Annotated in this window: 21 protein-coding genes; 3 read left to right on the top strand and 18 right to left on the bottom strand. The window is 59.4% G+C overall.

Features of this window, described 5'->3' with window-relative positions:
• Positions 1–82: 82 nt before the first annotated feature.
• Both NH395_RS01395 and xthA read left to right on the top strand, forming a co-directional pair.
• On the top strand, positions 83–331 hold the full coding sequence (locus tag NH395_RS01395) for a hypothetical protein (protein WP_066319991.1): 249 nt from the start codon (positions 83–85) through the stop codon (positions 329–331).
• The gene (xthA, locus tag NH395_RS01390; protein WP_253022412.1) at positions 331–1,164 is read left to right on the top strand and encodes an exodeoxyribonuclease III; all 834 of its coding nucleotides are present in this window, start codon (positions 331–333) and stop codon (positions 1,162–1,164) included. The genes NH395_RS01395 and xthA overlap by 1 nt, the downstream gene beginning before the upstream one ends.
• Positions 1,165–1,179: 15 nt before the next feature.
• Here xthA and NH395_RS01385 read toward each other — a convergent pair whose 3' ends face one another.
• The 14 genes from NH395_RS01385 to NH395_RS01320 all read right to left on the bottom strand — a co-directional run bounded on the left by NH395_RS01385 (position 1,180) and on the right by NH395_RS01320 (position 13,483).
• A complete protein-coding gene (locus NH395_RS01385; protein ID WP_253021865.1) occupies positions 1,180–2,274 on the bottom strand; it encodes a hypothetical protein in 1,095 nt (364 codons plus the stop codon).
• Positions 2,275–2,295: 21 nt separating this feature from the next.
• Complete coding sequence (locus NH395_RS01380) at positions 2,296–3,054, bottom strand: energy transducer TonB (protein WP_253021863.1); 759 nt, start codon at positions 3,052–3,054, stop codon at positions 2,296–2,298.
• Complete coding sequence (locus NH395_RS01375) at positions 3,051–3,458, bottom strand: biopolymer transporter ExbD (RefSeq protein WP_253021862.1); 408 nt, start codon at positions 3,456–3,458, stop codon at positions 3,051–3,053. Before NH395_RS01375 ends, NH395_RS01380 begins: the two co-directional genes overlap by 4 nt.
• Positions 3,451–3,993, bottom strand: a complete 543-nt coding sequence (locus tag NH395_RS01370) for a MotA/TolQ/ExbB proton channel family protein (protein ID WP_092825198.1) — start codon at positions 3,991–3,993, stop codon at positions 3,451–3,453. Before NH395_RS01370 ends, NH395_RS01375 begins: the two co-directional genes overlap by 8 nt.
• Before the next feature lies 1 nt (position 3,994).
• A complete protein-coding gene (locus tag NH395_RS01365; protein ID WP_253021860.1) occupies positions 3,995–5,356 on the bottom strand; it encodes a MotA/TolQ/ExbB proton channel family protein in 1,362 nt (453 codons plus the stop codon).
• Positions 5,353–6,138, bottom strand: a complete 786-nt coding sequence (locus NH395_RS01360) for a DUF3450 domain-containing protein (protein WP_253021858.1) — start codon at positions 6,136–6,138, stop codon at positions 5,353–5,355. Before NH395_RS01360 ends, NH395_RS01365 begins: the two co-directional genes overlap by 4 nt.
• Positions 6,139–6,379: 241 nt before the next feature.
• Positions 6,380–6,778 carry an NUDIX domain-containing protein gene (locus NH395_RS01355; protein WP_253021856.1) on the bottom strand — a complete coding sequence of 133 codons (399 nt, stop codon included), beginning with the start codon at positions 6,776–6,778 and terminating at the stop codon, positions 6,380–6,382.
• Between the two features lie 53 nt (positions 6,779–6,831).
• On the bottom strand, positions 6,832–7,803 hold the full coding sequence (gene nrdF / locus NH395_RS01350; protein ID WP_066320997.1) for a class 1b ribonucleoside-diphosphate reductase subunit beta: 972 nt from the start codon (positions 7,801–7,803) through the stop codon (positions 6,832–6,834).
• Positions 7,804–7,833: 30 nt separating this feature from the next.
• Positions 7,834–9,939 (bottom strand): class 1b ribonucleoside-diphosphate reductase subunit alpha, encoded by a 2,106-nt coding sequence (gene nrdE / locus NH395_RS01345; RefSeq protein ID WP_082926096.1) that lies wholly within the window; start codon positions 9,937–9,939, stop codon positions 7,834–7,836.
• Positions 9,940–9,995: 56 nt separating this feature from the next.
• Positions 9,996–10,430: a class Ib ribonucleoside-diphosphate reductase assembly flavoprotein NrdI gene (gene nrdI / locus NH395_RS01340; RefSeq protein ID WP_082926089.1), complete on the bottom strand. Its 435-nt coding sequence runs from the start codon at positions 10,428–10,430 to the stop codon at positions 9,996–9,998.
• Between the two features lie 7 nt (positions 10,431–10,437).
• A complete protein-coding gene (gene nrdH / locus NH395_RS01335) occupies positions 10,438–10,659 on the bottom strand; it encodes a glutaredoxin-like protein NrdH (RefSeq protein ID WP_066320999.1) in 222 nt (73 codons plus the stop codon).
• 252 nt (positions 10,660–10,911) lie between these two features.
• Positions 10,912–11,523 carry a superoxide dismutase gene (locus tag NH395_RS01330; protein WP_066321000.1) on the bottom strand — a complete coding sequence of 204 codons (612 nt, stop codon included), beginning with the start codon at positions 11,521–11,523 and terminating at the stop codon, positions 10,912–10,914.
• A gap of 213 nt (positions 11,524–11,736) precedes the next feature.
• Positions 11,737–12,663 (bottom strand): FAD-binding protein, encoded by a 927-nt coding sequence (locus NH395_RS01325; RefSeq protein ID WP_253021854.1) that lies wholly within the window; start codon positions 12,661–12,663, stop codon positions 11,737–11,739.
• Positions 12,664–12,733: 70 nt separating this feature from the next.
• Positions 12,734–13,483, bottom strand: coding sequence for an electron transfer flavoprotein subunit beta/FixA family protein (locus tag NH395_RS01320; RefSeq protein ID WP_066321003.1), 750 nt, complete (start codon positions 13,481–13,483; stop codon positions 12,734–12,736).
• 426 nt (positions 13,484–13,909) lie between these two features.
• On the opposite strand from NH395_RS01320, the gene NH395_RS01315 reads away from it, so the two are divergent.
• On the top strand, positions 13,910–15,574 hold the full coding sequence (locus tag NH395_RS01315; protein WP_253021852.1) for an electron transfer flavoprotein-ubiquinone oxidoreductase: 1,665 nt from the start codon (positions 13,910–13,912) through the stop codon (positions 15,572–15,574).
• A gap of 66 nt (positions 15,575–15,640) precedes the next feature.
• Here the strand turns inward: NH395_RS01315 and NH395_RS01310 are convergent, their stop codons facing one another.
• The 4 genes from NH395_RS01310 to NH395_RS01295 are packed head-to-tail and all read right to left on the bottom strand — an operon-like array spanning position 15,641 to position 19,639.
• Complete coding sequence (locus tag NH395_RS01310) at positions 15,641–17,827, bottom strand: ATP-dependent helicase (RefSeq protein ID WP_253021850.1); 2,187 nt, start codon at positions 17,825–17,827, stop codon at positions 15,641–15,643.
• Positions 17,824–18,399, bottom strand: coding sequence for a DUF1285 domain-containing protein (locus NH395_RS01305; protein WP_066321007.1), 576 nt, complete (start codon positions 18,397–18,399; stop codon positions 17,824–17,826). The genes NH395_RS01310 and NH395_RS01305 overlap by 4 nt, the downstream gene beginning before the upstream one ends.
• A gap of 39 nt (positions 18,400–18,438) precedes the next feature.
• Complete coding sequence (locus NH395_RS01300; protein WP_253021848.1) at positions 18,439–19,284, bottom strand: TatD family hydrolase; 846 nt, start codon at positions 19,282–19,284, stop codon at positions 18,439–18,441.
• A gap of 19 nt (positions 19,285–19,303) precedes the next feature.
• Positions 19,304–19,639 (bottom strand): PilZ domain-containing protein, encoded by a 336-nt coding sequence (locus NH395_RS01295; protein WP_066321010.1) that lies wholly within the window; start codon positions 19,637–19,639, stop codon positions 19,304–19,306.
• Between the last annotated feature and the right edge of the window lie 15 nt (positions 19,640–19,654).

Here is a 19,654-nt window from a genome sequence, read left to right as displayed (position 1 = left end):
TTGGCGATAAGAGCGCGCCCTGCTGTCGAAGGAGGTGACTAGACTGCTAGAATAGGCCCATTAACGAACCAAGGAGCGCGATATGACGCGTAAGAAAAAGACCCGTTCGCTGGCGGATAAAGTAACCATCAAAACCGGTCGGCGTAAAGATTATAAAAAGTGGCGTCATGATAACCCTGATCAGGTGACATCATCACGCCGTTTTGTGGCAAAAAAGCAGCAGCAACGCAAACTTCAGGCCGTGCGCAAGCTGGCGCGCCAACAGAGCGGGCAGGATATCGCCATTCACCCCGACAAGGATACGGATAACCCGCCGGGAGATCGTTCGTGATGCGCCTTGTTTCTTTCAATATCAACGGCATTCGCGCGCGACTTCATCAACTGCAGGCATTGATCGAGTCGCAAAAGCCTGATGTGATCGGCCTTCAAGAAACCAAGGTGCAGGATAGCGAGTTCCCCCTCGCCGATGTAGAGGCTATGGGCTATCACGTTTACTACTACGGCCAAAAAGGCCACTACGGCGTTGCGTTGCTGTGCCGTCACAAGCCTGAGGCGGTCTTTTACGGCTTCCCCGACGATGACGAAGACGCCCAGCGGCGCATGATCGGCGTCAAACTCCTCGCCGACGATGGTCAGCCCGTCACCGTGTGGAACGGCTATTTCCCCCAGGGGGAAAATATCAACCACCCCACCAAGTTCCCGTACAAGACCCGCTTTTACCAGCAGCTGGCGCGCCTGCTTGACGAGCAGCACCAACCCGACGAGCGCGTTGCGGTCATGGGGGACTTTAACATTTCACCCGAGGACCAGGATATCGGCATCGGCGAAGCCAACCGCAAACGCTGGCTCCGCGAAGGCAAAACCAGCTTCCAGCCCATCGAGCGTGAATGGCTGGAAGGTATCAAGGCGTGGGGATTGAGCGACAGCTACCGGCTTTGCCACCCCACCGATGCCGAGTGGTTCAGCTGGTTCGATTATCGCTCAAAAGGCTTTGACCGCGAACCCAAACGCGGGCTGCGCATCGACTATATTCTGGTTACCCAGCCGCTGGCCGAGTGTATCAGCGCCGCGGGAATCGACTATGTACTGCGCGGTATGCAGCGGCCCTCTGATCACGCCCCCACCTGGAGCGACTTCTCGCTTAGCCTGACGTCGGCCCAATAACCCACGCGGTCTGCTTTATAGTGAATGGCGCGGTGACTGCTCGAGCGTCGCCAGCCATTCAGCCGCCTGGTCATCGCCTAGCGACTGGGCACGGGACAGCGCCTTTTCGGCACGCTCATCCTGCCCCCAGGCAAAAGCGAGCTGTCCATATTGTCGCCAGTCGCTGCCTTCTTTGCTGAGGGTCGCTAATGCCTGCCAGGCATCAAGGGCCCGACTCTTGTCGCGGGCCTGATGCCAGGCGTTAGCCAACAGGCGCAGCGTGGTTTCATCCCGCACGATGTCGCCCGCTTCAAGCCACTGTTCAAGATACTCGGCGGCTCTGGCGGGCGTCCCCCCCGCCATGTGCAGGTTTATCAACTGCCAGCGGTCCTCGTCCTCATCCAGCCTTCCCAGTCGCCAGGCGGTGTCCCACAGCGCCGCGGCGATACCCGGGTGACCGGCCCGCTGAGCAAGCCCGGCGGCCTGGCGCCAGTGAGTCGCATCACTGCCTTCATCAAGCCCGCCCAGCAAGACGTCAAGCGCCTGATCGGTTTGCTGGGTGCGCTGGTAGATCACCAGCGCCAATCTGCGCTGGGTAGCATCAGGCTCAGCGGTTCGGCTCAGGCTGCGTTCAAGCCAATCCGCCGCTTCCCGCCAACGCTGAGCGTCGGCAAGCCAGCGGGTCAGCTTCCAGATGTCAGCGGCAGGGGCTGCGGTGCCCTGGGACTCGAGCCACTCGGCAAGCAAGTTGCTGGCCTGCGTCGTCTGCCCCGCCGTGCGGCGCAACGATGCCTCTTCGCGCAGCCAGCGGGCCGCCTGGGCTTGCTCACCTGCAGCCAGTTCGCGCGCTTGCGCCAAGCGATTTGCGGCATCACCCGGCTGACCCTGGCGCGCCAGGGCGTTAGCGGCCAGCTGCTGATACAGTGCGCTGGCCCAGCGATCAGCCGCATTCCCCGTTTGCAGACGGGTGGCTTGCTGGGTGGCCTGGGTGACCACGCTTGCGTATTGCGCGTCGCGTAATTGCGTCTGCAAGCGGTTCAGGTCGTCAATGATATCGCCGGGAAGCGCCGGGCTGGCGTGGGCAAGCGATGCCCACAAACCGATTAAACAGATGCACCCCCATACACGCATGGTCATACCTCAATAAAGTCGTTAACGCAGTTGAAACTCGATCCGCTGGGTCGCATTGCGCAACCGATCACTAGGCTCGAACTGCCACTGCGCAATCGCGTCGCGGGCCGCATCGTCAAATACCCGGCGTGGCTGGGCATCCGTAATGCGAATCGAAGAACCATCAACGCTGCCGTCACGACGTATGGTAAACGATACCTCAACAAAGCCCTCCATGCCGCGACGCTGGGCGCGAGCAGGGTACGTCGGATTGACCCGACTGGTCGGAGCGGCCTGACCGACATGGACCGGTTCATCCGACACTTCCTGCGGCGCTTCTGGCGCTGCCTCGCGCTCGGCGTCGGAAGGATCGGCTTCACTTGGCTGCGCAACGGGATCGGGCTGCGGCGTTGGTTCAGGCGTCGGCTCCGGTTCTGGCTGCGGCTCAGGTTCCGGCTCGGGCGTCGCCTCGGTCAATTCCGGCAACTCACTTTCCATCTCCACCGGCTCTTCGGGCGGTTCGGGGAGATCAATCTCCGGCAAGGCAATGGTGCTGTCGGCCACCGGGGGCGGCTCGGGTGTCGGCATCGGCTGTGGCGGAGGCGTGGGTGCCTGTTCAGCCTGCGGGGGTGGTGCCTCTTCTTGCGGGGCGACTTCGGGGGCTTCCACCATGTTCATCGAGACCGTCTGCTCTGGTGGTTCCACCTGGTCGTCCGGCGGCGCGACCAGCAGCGCCAACAGCCAAAACAGCCCAATCGCCAGTATCCCACCACTCACCATGGATAATGCCTGGCGTATCATTGGCCGCTCCGGCTGGCCGCCACCGCCACCTGATCTACACCAGCCTGGTCAAGACGGTCCATCACTTCAATCAGCAGCCCGGTGGTCGACTCGCGATCCGCCTGGATGACCACCGAGCCATCCTCGCTGAGCATGCCGGCAACTTCTTCGCCCACCCGGTGGGCGTCGATCGCGCGGCCATCCACCCATACCGCCCCTTCGGGCGAGATCGCGACCAATACCTGGGCATCGGGCCTGGGACTGGCGTCACTCGACTCCGGGCGGTTGATCTCAATCCCGCTTTCCTTGATAAAGCTGGTGGTCACAATAAAGAAAATCAGCATGATGAACACCACGTCCAGCATCGGCGTGAGGTTCACCTCGGTGTTTTCGTCAGCGCTTCCCATCGAACGTCGTCTACGCATCATTTTCCTCCACTGCTCGCGCCATCCGGTCGTGCAACCGCTGATCCTCGCGTCGAATAATGTGTTCCAGACGACTGATAAACAAAAGCCCGACCACGGCGATCGCCATGCCGGTCAGCGTCGGCAGTGTTGCCCGTGCCACGCCATCGGCCATTGCCCGGGCCTGATGGGTATCACTCAGCGACAGGCTGTCGAAGACGCCGATCATGCCGGTCACGGTACCCAGCAGGCCAAACAGCGGGCATAACGCCACCAGCAGCTTTAGCCAGGGCAGCGGACGGCGCAAACGGACCACGAGGTCCTCCGTCCAGACGTTGCGCAGCGTGCGCGCGCTCCAGCTGTGATGGTCATCTCGCCTGGCCCAGCGATTGACAAGCTGGCGGCGCGCTCGCCGCCAGGTCATGCGATAGAACCAGAAGCGTTCAATGGCCATGCCAAATACCAGCAGCGCCACCACGGCCAGCACGACCAGCACCACGCCGCCCGCATTCATCAGCCGCTCGACGGGCTCAAGCCAAAGGGGAACGGTCAACATATCAGCTCACCGACGCGTCTTGGGAAGGCTGCTGGGCTTCCAGATGGTCGGCCAGCGCGGCACTTGCCTGCCCTTCAATAACATGAGTGAGGTGGCGACTGCGGCTTGACAGGGCCGTCTGCGCAAACAGCAGCGGTACGGCGGTAATCAGGCCAAGAACGGTCGTCACCAGCGCCTGGCTGATACCACCCGCCATTAGTTGCGGGTCGCCGGTGCCAAACACCGTGATCGCCTGGAAGGTCACGATCATGCCGGTGACCGTCCCCAACAGCCCCAGCAGGGGCGCGATGGCCGCCAGCAGTTTGACAATCGGCTGCCCGCGTTCCAGACGGGGCAGCTCGGCGAGCACCGCCTCATCCAGGCGTGCTTCCAATGCTTCCGGCGTTTGATGCTTGTCCATGCCTTCAAAGCGCAGCAGGACGCGCCCAAGGGGATTATGACCCTTGAGCTGGTCGGGGCTTTTCAGCTGACGATTCACTCGCTGACTGGTAACCAGCAGATACAGGTATTGCAGCAAGGCAACCAACAAGCCAATGCCCCCCAGAGCAACGACCACATAGCCGACGTATCCGCCCTGATGGAAACGCTCCATCAGGGTGGGACGCTGCGCCAGGGCATCGATCACGCTACCTCGGGTTGGGTCCATCGCCATCACGCGCGTCTCGCCCTGGTGATAAGCGGCCAGATAATCGGCTATTTCCGCTGGTGTCCGGGGCAGCACCGTCAAATGCCCTTCCTCGTCCTGGCGCAGTAAATCGGTGTTGGTAAATGCGGCGAAATCCCCCAGCCGCACGACGTTCTGAAGAGAAATCTCGCCACTGGCATCGGCCACCGGGCGTTCAAGCCGCTCTGCATTGCCGGTGTTCCGCGTCAGCGTCGCCAGCCTGTCGACCACGTCTTCCAGCACTTCCCGCTCGAGCACGTTGACGTCACTCAGCCTTGGCGGCAACACGTCTTCATTCAAGGTCAGCCAGCTATCTTCACCCAGTGCATTACGCACCTCGTTACTATGCTGGTTGAGGGCATCCAGCAGATTGCTTAGCGCTTCGCCCTGCTCTGACTGACGCGCCGCCAGGCGCTCCGCCTCAACCGACTGCGCGGCATCCTGTGCCTGCAAGGCATCGTGACGCGCCTGAGCGGTTTGCTGGCGATCCCGCGCCTGCTCAAGTGCCTCTTCAAGCGCCGCCTGGTCGTCCAGCAGCTCGATCAGGCGCTGCTGGTCACGAATTTCAGCGGCCTCGCGGGCCTCACGCAGCGAGGTTGTCTCCTGCGACTGCGCGTTCGCCAACGGGCTCAAGCTTGTCAGCCCCATCAGCAGCGCCACCATCATATAACGTTGGCATTTCTTGAGATCGCGCATCATGGCTGCTCTCCCTGGTCGGCCGATACGGTAATGGATAGCGGCAGCGTCAGGATATCCGGCGCCCGCTGATCTTCCGCCATCCGCAGCCCATCACGCACTGCCTGTAGGTGCTCAGTGCCCAGTGACTGCCACTCGCCGCCATCGGCATTCCATACGCCGCCCTGGCGGCCATCGGGCGTCAGGTAGTAGAAGCCGATACGCCCGATGCGCAGGAAGTCCACTTCCAGCTGCTGATCATCGGCCAAGCTCAAACGCCCCCGCCAGGTATCCATTTCTCGGCCGTAATCCAGCTCCGTGCGCCAGATATCCAGCATGCTTTCAATCTGCTCGGCGGGCTCCGCGCCCTCGTCGTTTTGCAAGGTTTCGATCCGGGCCAGCCGCTGCTCTTTAAGAAACGGCAGATCGCGTTCGATCCATTGGGTAAGCTGAGCTTGCATGCTCTGCTCGATGTCCGGCAGCGCGGCGCGGGTGTCGGCCAGGGTGTCCAGCGCGGCGGTCAGTCGCGCCTGCCGCTCGGCTTCCTCGGCCAACCGGCCCGTCAGCGAGGCATTTTGCGATTCAAGCTGGCGCGTATCGCGCTCAAGCTCGCGCAGCTCTTGAAGCGCCGCCCGGGTCTGTTCATCGGCGCTGTCTATCTGCTGTTGAAGTTCGGCTTGAAGCTGCTGGGCATCAACACCTTGACTGGCCTGCTCGAGCGTCTCGTCACTTGCCATTAGCGAACCGCTGGCCAGCATGCACGCCAACCAGCAGCCCCGCAGGGCAAAGAAAGGCTTGTTCAGCACATCGACTCTCCGTCACTGATCACTGGCAGTCACCCTGCCGCTATAGAGAACACATCAAATATAAGAACGAGTTGCGTTTCATATCGAGTGCCCATAGCCTACCATCTACAAAATAAATGACAATATTTATCATTAGCGTTCAATTGATTTTAGCCTGCTACAAAATAAAAACGGGAGCCGCCAGGGCTCCCGTATCAACGTCTATCTTGTTAACAACCGGCGCGATATCAAACACGCCTGGTTAACTGATCACGACATACTCTTTTGTCAGCGGTGCTAATGGAAGCTGCCAGGCCTCTTCCCGAGTCACCCACCTCGCTTCGGCTATTTCAGCCGCCGCCTCGACCGGTACGTCAATCACTAAACTGAACAAATGCGCTTCCAGCATCACACCCGCCTCGTTAGCCGCAGGAGCGCTGTAAACACCCATCGGGATCAGCTGATCCTCATTGACGTTTAATCCCAGTTCTTCTTCCAGCTCACGGGATAGCGCCTCAAGCGCGGCCTCACCCGCATCGACCTTGCCGCCGGGCTGCATGAAGAAAGACGTATTGTGCTTACGCACCAATAGCAAGCGACCCTCCGGGTCGCTCACCACGGCAGCGGCTATTTCCAATACGTTAGCTGGGTTGGTTGGCATGCGCCGCTCCTCTCGTCCTTACCCTTGATCAGCACCATCCGCGCATAGCGGTATTAAAACGCCCAATCATCGTCTTCGGTGGCGACGGCCTTGCCGATTACATAGGACGACCCTGAGCCGGAGAAGAAGTCGTGGTTCTCATCGGCATTAGGTGATAGCGCCGCCATGATTGTGGGGTCCACATCCGTTTCGCTGCTGGGGAAAAGCGCCTCGAAGCCAAGGTTCATCAGCGCCTTGTTGGCGTTGTAGTGAAGGAACTTTTTGACATCTTCGGTCAGGCCAACCTCGTCGTACAGCGACTCGGTATAGCGGACTTCGTTGTCGTAAAGCTCCAGCAGCAGCTCGTAGGCGTAGTCCTTGACCTCCTGCTGACGCTCCGGCGTTGCCTCGGCCAGGTCCTGCTGGAACTTGTAGCCGATGTAATAGCCGTGCACTGCCTCGTCGCGGATGATCAGGCGAATCAGGTCCGCCGTGTTGGTCAGTTTGGCGTGGCTTGACCAGTACATCGGCAGGTAGAAGCCGGAGTAGAACAGGAACGACTCCAGAAAGACGCTGGCGACCTTGCGCATCAGCGGGTCGTCTGAGCGATAGCGGCCCAGGATCAGCTCGGATTTGGCCTGCAGGGTCGGGTTTTCCTCGCTCCAGCGAAAGGCATCGTCGACATCGCGGGTGGTGCACAGCGTCGAGAAAATCGAGCTGTAGGAGCGCGCATGAACCGACTCCATAAAGGCGATATTGGTATACACCGCCTCTTCGTGGGGCGTGCGCGCGTCTTCCATGAGCACCGGCGCGCCGACGCTGCTCTGGATGGTATCCAGCAGCGTCAAGCCGGTGAACACGCGGATGGTCAGCTGTTTCTCTTTATCCGTCAGCGTATTCCACGACTGGATATCGTTGGACAGCGGGACTTTTTCCGGCAGCCAGAAGTTGCTGGTCAAACGGTTCCACACTTCGAGGTCTTTATCGTCTTGCAGACGGTTCCAGTTAATCGCATCGACCCGCGATAAACGTTGCATCATGTTCATATCGTCACTCTCTTGAAAGTCGTCGGGCGCTTAAAGCGTGCAGGATACGCAGCCTTCCACCTCTGTACCTTCCAGCGCGCTCTGGCGCAGGCGGATGTAATACAGGGTCTTGATGCCCTTCCGCCAGGCGTAAATCTGCGCCTTGTTGATATCCCGCGTGGTGGCGGTATCCGGGAAGAACAGCGTTAGCGACAGGCCCTGGTCGACGTGCTTGGACGCCTCGGCGTAGGTGTCGATAATCTTTTCAGGACCAATTTCATAGGCGTCCTGGAAGTAATCGAAATTGGCTTCGTTGAGGAACGGTGCCGGGTAGTAAACCCGCCCCAGCTTGCCTTCCTTGCGGATCTCGATCTTGGCCGCCACCGGGTGAATGCTCGACGTCGAGTGATTGATGTAGGAAATCGACCCCGTCGGCGGAACGGCCTGCAGGTTGCGGTTATATAGCCCGTGCGCCATGACGCTGGCTTTCAGCTCTTGCCAGTCCTGCTGGGTCGGCAAGGCAATACCGCTGCGCTCAAACAGTCCACGCACTTTTTCGGTACGCGGTTCCCAGGCCTGGTCGGTGTACTGGTCGAAGAATTCACCCGACGCGTAGGTAGAGTCGGCAAAGCCCGCAAAGGTGTCACCGTGCTCGATCGCCAGCCGGTTTGACGCCCGCAGCGCGTGATAGGCGATGCAATAGAAATACAGATTGGTAAAGTCCAGGCCTTCATCGGAGCCGTAATAGATATGCTCACGGGCCAGGAAACCGTGCAGGTTCATCTGCCCAAGACCGATCGCCCGGGACTTGGCATTGCCTTCCGCAATGGAGGGCACGCTGCTCAGGTTGCTCATTTCCGATACCGCGGTGAGCCCGCGAATGGCCACGTCGACGCTGGTGCCAATGTCGCCCGAGTCCATCACCTTGGCGATGTTCATGGACCCCAGGTTGCAGGAGATATCCTGGCCGATATGCCGATAGCCGAGGTCTTCGTCGTAATCCGTCGGCGTGTTCACCTGAAGGATTTCCGAGCACAGGTTGCTCATGTTGATCCGGCCCGCGATGGGGTTGGCGCGGTTCACCGTATCTTCGAACATGATGTACGGATAGCCGGACTCGAACTGCAGCTCGGCCAGGGTCTGGAAGAAGGCACGCGCGTTGATTTTCTGCTTGCGGATACGCGCGTCTGCCACCATCTCATGGTACTTCTCGGTTACGCTGATATCACCAAACGGTACGCCGTAGACCCGCTCGACGTCATAGGGCGAGAACAAGTACATGTCTTCGTTGCGCTTGGCGAGCTCGAAGGTGATATCGGGAATGGTCACCCCCAGCGAGAGCGTTTTAATGCGGATTTTTTCATCGGCATTTTCGCGCTTGGTATCCAGGAAGCGCAGGATATCCGGATGGTGAGCGTTCAGGTAAACGGCACCGGCACCCTGGCGCGCGCCGAGCTGGTTGGCGTAGGAAAACGCATCCTCGAGCAGCTTCATGATCGGGATGATGCCCGACGACTGGTTCTCTATGCGCTTGATGGGCGCGCCCGACTCGCGAATATTGCTGAGCAGGAAGGCAACGCCGCCGCCCCGCTTGGACAGCTGGAGCGCCGAATTGATGGAGCGGCCGATCGATTCCATGTTGTCTTCGATGCGCAGCAGGAAGCAGGACACCAGCTCGCCGCGCTGCTGTTTACCGCAGTTCAGGAAGGTGGGGGTGGCCGGCTGGAAACGGCCGCTGATGATTTCATCGACCAGCGACTTGGCCAGGGTTTCATCGCCACGTGCCAGGGCAAGCGCCACCATGCAAACGCGGTCTTCGTAGCGTTCGAGGTAACGCTTGCCATCAAAGGTCTTGAGCGTGTAGCTGGTGTAATACTTGAAGGCGCCAAGAAAGCTCGGGAAGCGGAATTTGTAGGCATACGCCTGCTCGAACAGCGCCTTCACGAAAGAAAAGTCATACTGCGCCAGCGTGTCCGCTTCGTAGTATTGCTCCTCGACCAGGTAATCGAGCTTCTCTTCGAGGGAATGGAAGAACACGGTGTTCTGATTGACGTGCTGCAGGAAGTACTGACGTGCGGCTTCGCGGTCTTTATCCAGCTGAAGCTCACCGTTGGCACCGTAAAGATTCAGCATGGCGTTCAGCGCATGGTAATCCATGGTGCGACCGTCGCTTGCCGCCGCAGGCCGTTGCGTTTCAGTGACATTTCTCGAGGCTAGGGTTGTCGTTTCCAAAACTCTTCTACTCCTTCACGGACCTTGGCGACGTCTTCGTCAGTGCCAAACAGTTCGAATCGATAAAGCAACGGTACCTGGCATTTTTCCGCAATGATGCGGCCCGCCAGGCCATACGCGTCGCCAAAGTTGGTATTACCCGCGGCAATCACCCCACGTATCAGGTGGCGATTATGTTCGTCATTCAGAAACCGGATCACTTGGCCCGGCACCGCCCCCTTGGCCTGACCGCCACCGTAGGTGGGCGTTACCAGAATGTAAGGCTGATCCACCTGGGGGACCGGCGCTTGCCGACTGAGCGGCAAGCGCTGGGCAGCCAAACCTGTCTTTTCAATAAAACGGTGGGTATTGCCCGATTTGGTGGAAAAATACACCAGATTGCCGACCATGGAGGGCGTGCGTCCATCTGTCAGCATGGGTAACTTACGCCAGGGCTTGGATGCGGTCTGGACGGAAGCCTGACCAGTGGTCTTCACCGGCAACGACGACCGGCAACTGACGATAACCCAGCGCTTCGACTTCTTCTTGGGCACCCGATTCGGCGGTGATGTCGATCACGGTATAAGGAAGTCCCTGCTTGTCCAGCGCGCGATAGGTAGCGGTGCATTGCACACAGGCTGGCTTGCTATAAATTTGAATTTCCATGGTCATTTTCCTTTTCATAGCGGCATTTTTCGGGTAGGGCATATCTTGTGCCCGCCCTCTCTAGAAGCTACAACGCATACTATATATAGACCATCTGAAAATCAATTCAAGCATATGTGGTATTTTTCATCCACAGGATATTGACAGCTATTGCCCAATACTATTCACGACAGCAAAAAAACCGCCCCCGATTAAGGAGGCGGTTTTCAAGCAGAGGCCATCTGATGGCGTCATACGTAGCGCGACTAGGTGTTAAGCGATGGCCGCTTGATAACGACGCTCGACGTCTTCCCAGTTCACCACGTTGAAGAAAGCGGCGACATAGTCAGGGCGCTTGTTCTGGTACTTGAGGTAGTACGCATGCTCCCAGACATCCAGACCCAGTACCGGCGTATTGCCGTGCATTAGCGGGCTATCCTGGTTCAGCGTGTTTTCAACGACCAGTTTTTTCTCGGGTGTCACGGATAGCCAGGCCCAGCCACTACCAAAGCGACCAAGCGCTGCTTTCTTGAACGCTTCCTGGAAGGCTTCAAAACCGCCCAGCTCAGCATCAATCGCCTTGGCTACGCTGCCTTGCGGCTGGCCACCGCCATTGGGCGACATCATTTGCCAGAACATGGAGTGGTTGGCATGGCCGCCGCCGTTATTGATCACGGGCTGACGCTTGTCTTCCGGAACACGGTCCAAATTGGAGATCAGTTCTTCAACCGGCACGTCTTCGAGACCTGTGCCTTCCAGCGCGGCATTCAGGTTGGTGACATAGGTGTTGTGGTGACGAGAATGGTGGATCTCCATGGTCATCGCATCAATGTGCGGTTCTAGCGCATCGTACGCGTAGGGTAACTCTGGAAGTGTATGTGCCATATTGATCATCTCCTTTCAGTGGCTTTCTTTGCGTTCAGCAATATCCGGTTTCAATAACTAGGTGCGGTCACCTCATTGCTTTTTCAACCGCAAGGGGCTGATTTCGCTTTTGCCCCAGTATTTTAGTCAACTAACGGCAGTTTATCTAACCCAGCTCATATAAAAAAGCCGACTTCACACGAAGTCGGCTTTTAATCTCACGATTTCAACTGGTTACAGCTTACTTTCCAGCTCCGGGAGGATCTCGAACAGATCGCCAACCAGGCCATAATCGGCAACATGGAAGATCGGCGCTTCGTCGTCCTTGTTGATCGCGACGATCACCTTGGAGTCCTTCATGCCGGCCAGGTGCTGTATGGCGCCGGAAATACCCACCGCGATATACAGCTCCGGGGCCACGATCTTGCCGGTCTGGCCAACCTGCATATCGTTGGGCACGAAGCCTGCGTCTACCGCGGCGCGGGAAGCACCAATCGCCGCCCCCAGCTTGTCGGCAATGCCGTCGAGCAGCTTGAAGTTTTCGCCGTTGCCCATGCCGCGGCCGCCGGAAATCACCACCTTGGCGCCGCCAAGCTCCGGGCGGTCCGACTCGGCAAGCTCCTGCTTGACGAAACTGGACTGGGCATTGTCGACCACGGTATCAACGGCTTCGATGGTGGCGGTGCCGCCATCACCCACGGCATCAAAGCCGGTGGTACGCACGGTGATGACTTTCAGCGCGTCGTCGCTCTTGACGGTCGCGATGGCGTTACCCGCGTAAATCGGGCGTTTGAAGGTGTCAGCGCTATCCACGGCAAGCACATCGGAAAGCTGGCTGACGTCTTTCAAGGCCGCCAGACGCGGTAGCACGTTTTTGCCGGTGGTGGAGGCGCTGGCCAGTACGTGGGTATAGCCATCGGCCAGTTCGACCAGCAGTGCGCCCATAGGCTCGGCGAGCTGGTGGGCGTAAACGGCGTTATCCGCAACGCGTACTTTACTCACGCCGTCAAGCTTGGCCGCCGCCTCGGCCGCGGCCTGAACGCCTTCACCAGCGACAAGAACGTCGATATCGCCACCAATGGCTTTAGCCGCCGCCACGACGTGGGCCGTGGCGCCCGCCAGCTGGCCTTCATGAAGGTCGGCAAGTACCAAAATGCTCATAAAATCAGCTCCTTTCAAAGCGCTTGTCTCGAAGAACTCGTCTCAAAGTACGGGTTGTAAAGAACCGACCTTAAAGAACCTTGGCTTCGTTTTTCAGTTTGTCGATCAGCTCGTCTACCGAGGCCACTTTGATACCGCCCTTGCGCTCCGCCGGGGATTCGACTTTCAACAGGCTGACCTTGGACGCCACCTCGACACCCAGATCGGCGGGGGTCTTCACGTCCATGGGCTTTTTCTTGGCTTTCATGATATCCGGCAGCTTGGCGTAGCGCGGCTCGTTGAGGCGCAAGTCGGTCGTGACGATCGCCGGCAGCGTCAAGGCAACCGTCTGCAGACCGCCATCGATTTCCCGGGTCACGTGAACCTTGTCACCGTCGACGGTCACCTCTGACGCAAAGGTGCCCTGGGGCAGGTTGGTCAAGGCGGCAAGCATCTGGCCGGTCTGGTTATTGTCGGTGTCGATGGCCTGCTTGCCGAGAATCACCATGCCCGGCTGCTCTTCATCGACCACCTTGGCCAGCAGCTTGGCCACAGCCAGTGATTCGGCGCGCTCGTCAGTTTCGATATGAATGGCGCGATCCGCCCCCAGCGCCAGCGCGGTGCGCAGCTGTTCCTGGGCGGCCTTGGGGCCCACCGTCACGGCGACCACTTCCGTCGCAACGCCCTTCTCTTTCAGACGCACGGCCTCTTCCACGGCAATTTCGCAGAAGGGGTTCATGGCCATTTTGACGTTGGTAAGGTCGACGTCAGAATGGTCCGCTTTGACACGAATTTTGACGTTGTAGTCGATGACGCGTTTCACCGCGACAAGTACTTTCATAGGTTCCTCGCTTGGCTTGTGGTGAAGCCGTTAACCCTGGATGGCACCCACCTGGCAGGCACCTTGAGAAGCTTCGGATATCACATTGCGGCCCGGAAAGGCTGGCCGCATCAAATTCATTCGAGCGTTTGATAGGCGTGCAAATAAAAAACCTTTTTAATTTGCCATAGCCTACCTGCCTGCAACAATAGGCGCTGCTTACGGCCTTGGTCGAATCCCCATCACTGGATGGGCCGCCCTTCATCGTCGCTAAATGTGAAATCGCCATTTAGCATCGTAGGCGTGACCTTACACAGGTATTATGCCTATTATGAAGGATAACCAGAAGCAAACGACCGTTTAAAATTAAGGCCATGTTTTTATAAGCTAGTTCCCAATCGCTAGTCATTGTAAACAATGGCCCTTATGAGAGTAAGGAGACACCAGGTGGAGAACGTTGAACGCGATGTGATGGACTTTGACGTGGTCATCGTCGGGGCTGGCCCATCAGGACTGGCGGCGGCCTGCCGCCTGATGCAGCAGGCCAACGACGCGGAGCAGGAACTGACCGTCTGCGTGGTTGAAAAAGGCTCGGAAGTCGGCGCGCATATTCTGTCCGGTGCCGTGTTTGAACCCCGCGCCCTCAATGAGCTGTTTCCCGACTGGCAAGAGCGCGGCGCGCCCCTCAACACGCCCGCCATCCGCGATGATGTTTACCTACTGAAAGATGCTGACAAGGCGCAGAAACTGCCCAACGCGCTGGTGCCCAAAAGCATGCATAATACCGGCGGCGACCTTACCCGCTACGTGATCAGCGCGGGCAACCTGTGCCGCTGGCTGGCGGAACAGGCAGAGGCCCTGGGCGTGGAGATATTCCCGGGCTTTGCCGCCCAGGAAGCCATCGTTGAAGACGGTGCGGTACGTGGCATCCTCATTGGTGACATGGGCGTGGCCGCCGACGGCTCGCCAAAAGATAGCCACATGCCCGGCATGGAACTGCGGGCAAAATACACCCTGTTTGCCGAAGGCGCCCGCGGCCATATTGGCAAACGCTTGATCGAGGACTTTTCCCTCGACGCCGGACGCGACCCACAGCACTACGGTATCGGCCTGAAGGAGCTTTGGGACGTGCCTGCCGACAAGCATGAACCGGGCGTCGTCCTGCACGGCTCCGGCTGGCCGCTGGGCAACAATGCGCATGGTGGCTGGTTCCTCTACCACGCTGAAAATCAGCAGGTGGTGGTCGGGCTGATCATGGACCTGAGCTACCAGAACCCCTGGCTGTCACCGTTCGACGAATTCCAGCGCATGAAGCACCACCCGGTACTCAGCCAATACCTGGAAGGCGGCAAACGCGTTGCCTACGGCGCCCGGGCGATCACCAAAGGCGGCTTCAACTGTCTGCCTAAAATGACCTTCCCAGGTGGCCTGCTCATCGGCTGCGATGCGGGCACGCTCAACTTTGCCAAGATCAAGGGCCTGCACACCGCCATGAAATCGGGCATGGTGGCAGCCGAAAGCGTGTTTGAAGCGATAAAGAACGGCGACGAAGGCGCCCAGGAACTGACGAGCTTCAACGACAAATGGGAAGCCAGCTGGGCCTATCAAGAGCTGAAAGAAAGCGCCAGCTTTGGCCCGGCCATTCATAAATACGGCACTGTCGGGGGCGGCGCGTATAATTTTGCCAATCAACTACTGGGCAACAAGCTCCCCAACCTTCACGATACGACCACCGATCACGGGGCTCTGAAACCCGCCGACGAGTGCGAGAAGATCGACTACCCCAAGCCCGATGGCAAGCTATCCTTCGACAAGCCATCGTCGGTGTTCCTGTCCAACACCAACCACGAAGAAAACCAGCCTTGCCACCTGCGTCTGGACGATCCAGACCTACCGATTCGCGACAACCTGCCCAAGTATGCCGAACCCGCCCAGCGCTACTGCCCGGTAGGTGTCTATGAAGTCGTCGAGGATGACGAAGGGAAGCCACGCTTCCAGATCAACTTCCAGAACTGCATCCACTGCAAGACCTGCGATATCAAGGATCCGGCTCAGAATATTACCTGGGTAGCGCCAGAAGGCGGCGGCGGCCCCAACTACCCGAACATGTAGCGACTTCGGTGGCACACTACGCATGTCAATGAAGCTAAATGCCCCATCACTGGGGCATTTTCTTTATCAGGCCAGCCGTTCGATGGGAGCCCGGCTGGCGATCAGCCGTCGCCGACCTGCCTGATCGAAGCGCACATCGATCACCGGGTCGCTTGGGTTACCCTCTACGGTGGCCACTTCGCCTTCGCCGAACACCGCATGGTGCAACCGCTGGCCAGGATAGAACGCGCTTGCGGTGTAGGCCGCCTGCGGGGCTTGAACCTCGGGCGCTGCCAACTCGATGTCATCACGCCCTAGCTGGCTCAGGTAACGCCCCACGAGCGATGGCGACGTGACCCGCAGCGTCTTCGACGGCGTGTTGTCGCCAGCCAGGCAGGCGGCGACCTGCATGCTGTCCTGCCAGGCGCTTTCGGTAATAAAACGGCTGGGCCGATGCGCCCCGCCATCGTGAAGCACAAGCAGCCGTTCTTTCGAGCGCGTGATCGCGACATAAAACAGCCGCCGCTCCTCCTCCAGCCGGTCGTCAGTAAGCGGGTTGTCACGGCTGTAATAAGGAAAATCTTCCTCGTTGACACCTGCCACGGCGACGAAGGGCCACTCAAGCCCCTTGGCGCCGTGAACGGTGCTGATCAAAACCCCCGCTGCTTGATTCTCCACCGGGCGCTCCAACAGCTCGATAAACGCATCCGGGTCCGAAACGCTTTGCGCCTGCTCGATCAACACGTCCAGCAAGCGCACGTCTTCTTCGCCTTTATCGCGCCGGGCGGCAGCGCGTTTCAGGGTTTTCTCGGCCTCGATGGTGTCCACGACGTGCTGCAGGAGCTTGGCGGGCGGCCATGCGCTGAGCTGCGGCAGTTCGCACAGCAAGGTCCAGCGTTTTTTCAGCGTGCGCCGCTGGATGGGCTTTAAATCACTGATCACCGGGTCGTGATTTTCCGGCCATGCTTGACGGCTGGCGAGATACTGAGCCAGCCGCTGCAGGCGCTCGCGGGCCACGAATGGCGTGGGCTGGGCCAGCAGCAAGGTGAGTTGTTCGGGGTCTTGCAGCAATGTCGGGCGACGGGAAAGTTTTAAATACCCGGCCAGCGCCTGAACCAGCGGCAGGCGAAACACGAAGCGGTCTTCGCGGGCCAGCCGAAAGGGGATGCCGGCCTGCAGAAGCGCCAGTTGAAACGGCACCGAAAGCGCCCAACTGCGCACCAGGAGACTCACGTCGCTCAACACGCGGCCCTGCGCCTGCCAGTCGATCAACGCATCCAGCAGTTGCCGACCACCCTGCCCCACGGACAAGCGGGTATCCGGATTGTGGGGCGCGGCCAAACATAGCTGGTCCGGCCGACGCTGGTTGGCGGCAATCGCATGGTTGGCCGCCAGCGCCAGGGCATGGCCGTGGCGAAACGTGGTCGAGAGAGGGTAATCGGTCGCTTCGCCAAAGGTGGCGGTAAAGTTTTCTAGCATGGTATCCGGCCGCGCACCGCGCCATTCGTAGATACACTGATTGGCGTCGCCCACCGCCATCACGGATGCCCGCTTACCCGCCAGAACCGCCAGCAGGCGCTGCTGGGCCGCATTGATATCCTGATACTCATCGATGATCACGTGATCGAGAAAACCCTCTACCCGGCTGCGTAAGGCGCCATCGGCTTCGAGGGCTTGCAGCGGACGATAAAGCAGATCCGCATAGGTCATCACCCCTTCACTACGCAACAGGCGTTCGGCCTCGTTAAAGGCGGCGGGGAAATAGTCCGTATCGGGGTCGTAATTGAGACGTTCAAAGAGGGCTTCAGGGGGCAGCATTTCGGCTTTGACCAGACCGCAAAAATGGGCCAGCGTCTCGAGTCGATCACCTTCCAGCGCCGCATCGCGGCGCTCAACGGCATCGCTGAGCACATTCAGGCTGGCCTGGCGAAGCAAACGCTCGAGCTGCCATTCCGCCGACAACAGGCGACGCGGCGCCAGAACGCCCCAGCGACACAGACTTTGCGTCAGCCGGTGACCCAGCGAGTGGAAAGTACGAACGTCAGGTAGCGCCTGGCCGGATGGCGCCATACTGGCCAGGCGACGCTGAAAATCTTCCCGGGCGGAGCGGTTAAACATCAGCACCAGAATGCGCTTGGGCGGAACACCGCGGGCGAGCAGATGGTGAACACGTGCTGCCATGGTGGTGGTTTTACCGGCACCGGCCACCGCAGCAACACGGGCATGGCCCTCATCGTGGTGAATGACGGCTTGCTGTTCAGCGGTTAGCTTCACGACCCCTCGCTGGGTGATAACCCATCAAGCTCATGCCCTTCCAGGTAGCCGATGGGGTGCCAGTGGCCGGCGCTGTAGACACTCAGCGCCTGACGACCGGCCCCTTCATCGCGTAATTCGGCGACCTCAGCAAGCTGATAGTAGACATGGCGATGCAACCTGGCTGCCAGCCCGAAACGTACGGCAATTTCCGGCACCTGATCTCCCTGCGGCGTCTCGCTCAACGTCAAGGGGTGCTCGGCATCAAGGCGCACGACGTCGTCAAACTGCGTGGTCAACCACCACGCATCGTCATGAAAATCGGCTTCCACGGCGACCAGCGGCCGATCATCCACCTTGATACGCCAGCGCTCGATAGGTGTTACCAGGCAATAGCCCTCGGCATCATGACGCAGCAAGGTCGACAGCAACCGCGCGACGCTGGCACGGGCAAAAGGCGTTCCTTCATGCCACCAGCCGCCCTGGGCATCGATGCGTATGTCCATATCGCCTGACAGGGCGGGCTGCCAGTCATCGAGTGGCGGTATGCTGGAAGCGCCCTGACGATAATCGAGCAATCGGTCTATATTCATCGTGTTACCTCGCCCTGGCTTGCCTGTTTAGCTCATCATTCAACCACTAGTCTTAGCCAATAGCCCCGCTTCTGCCAACGCTTGGCGAACCTGTTCGGGCGCCTCGGGGACGGCATCACGAAAGAGCTGATAGAAATTGGCCGTGGTCTGCATGGCGACTTCATCCACGCTGATACCCCGCGCTTCGGCAATGCACTCGGCCACTTCCACCACCCAGGCTGGCTCGTTGGGTTTACCGCGATACGGCACCGGCGCCAGGTAGGGGCTGTCGGTTTCAATCAGCAGTCGGTCAAGGGGCAACTGGACTGCCAGTTCGCGCAGCGACTCGGCACTGTTGAAGGTGACGATACCCGACAATGAAATATAGAACCCCAGGCGCACAGCTTCACGCGCCATCTCGATATCTTCGGTAAAGCAGTGGAGCACGCCGCCGACTCGCGGGTCGCTGTGCTCACGCAGCAAGGCCAGGGTGTCTTCCTTGGCATCGCGGGTATGCACCACCACGGGCAGTTCGAGCTCACGCGCGGCGATCAGGTGGCGCTTGAAACGTTCGTGCTGCACCGCCACCGGCACGCGGTCCGCATAATGGTAGTCAAGGCCCGTCTCGCCGATGGCCACCGCACCGAACTGTTCGGCCGCTTCCTGGATGTCGCTGACGCTGGGTTCGACCGGTGCGTCATGCAGGGGATGCTGCCCCGCCGATATGACGACATCCTCGTGCTCTCTGGCAATGTCGGCAAGCTTGGGCATGTCCTCAAGGGTCACGGCGATGGCAAGAAACTGATTGACGCCAACGCCGCGGGCGGCCTCGAGCGTTGCCGCAAGGCTACCGTTGTGCGTGGTGTCGGATAGGCGGTCCAGATGACAGTGGGAATCAACAAACATGTCGCTCTCGTGGTGGGCGTTAAAGAGTAAATGAGGGCGCCGCTTTGTCCAGCTGCCCCGCCAGAAGCGTTTCAATACGGTCTCGTACTCGGTAGTCCTGTGCGTTGAAGTGAATACCGATACCCGGCATGCGCCGACCGGTGACACCGTCGGGAGACACCCAGATCACCTCGCCGCTTAGCGAAAGGCGCTCGCTCTCCCCCGGCAGTGTCAGCAGTAAATAGACGGTCTGGCCCAGGTCATAGTAGCCGCGCGTGGGGATGAACATGCCCCCGCGGTCGAGAAACGGCATATAGGCCGACAATAACGTGGGCACATCGGGCACCGTGAGGGAGAGCGCTTTTTGCGTTGCCATAACACCTCGTCAGTC

It is taken from the genome of Halomonas sp. Mc5H-6, from assembly GCF_024124705.1.
Classification (GTDB): domain Bacteria; phylum Pseudomonadota; class Gammaproteobacteria; order Pseudomonadales; family Halomonadaceae; genus Vreelandella; species Vreelandella subterranea.
The sequence above is the reverse complement of the archived record's forward strand: the minus strand, read 5'-3'. Positions and strand labels throughout refer to the sequence as shown.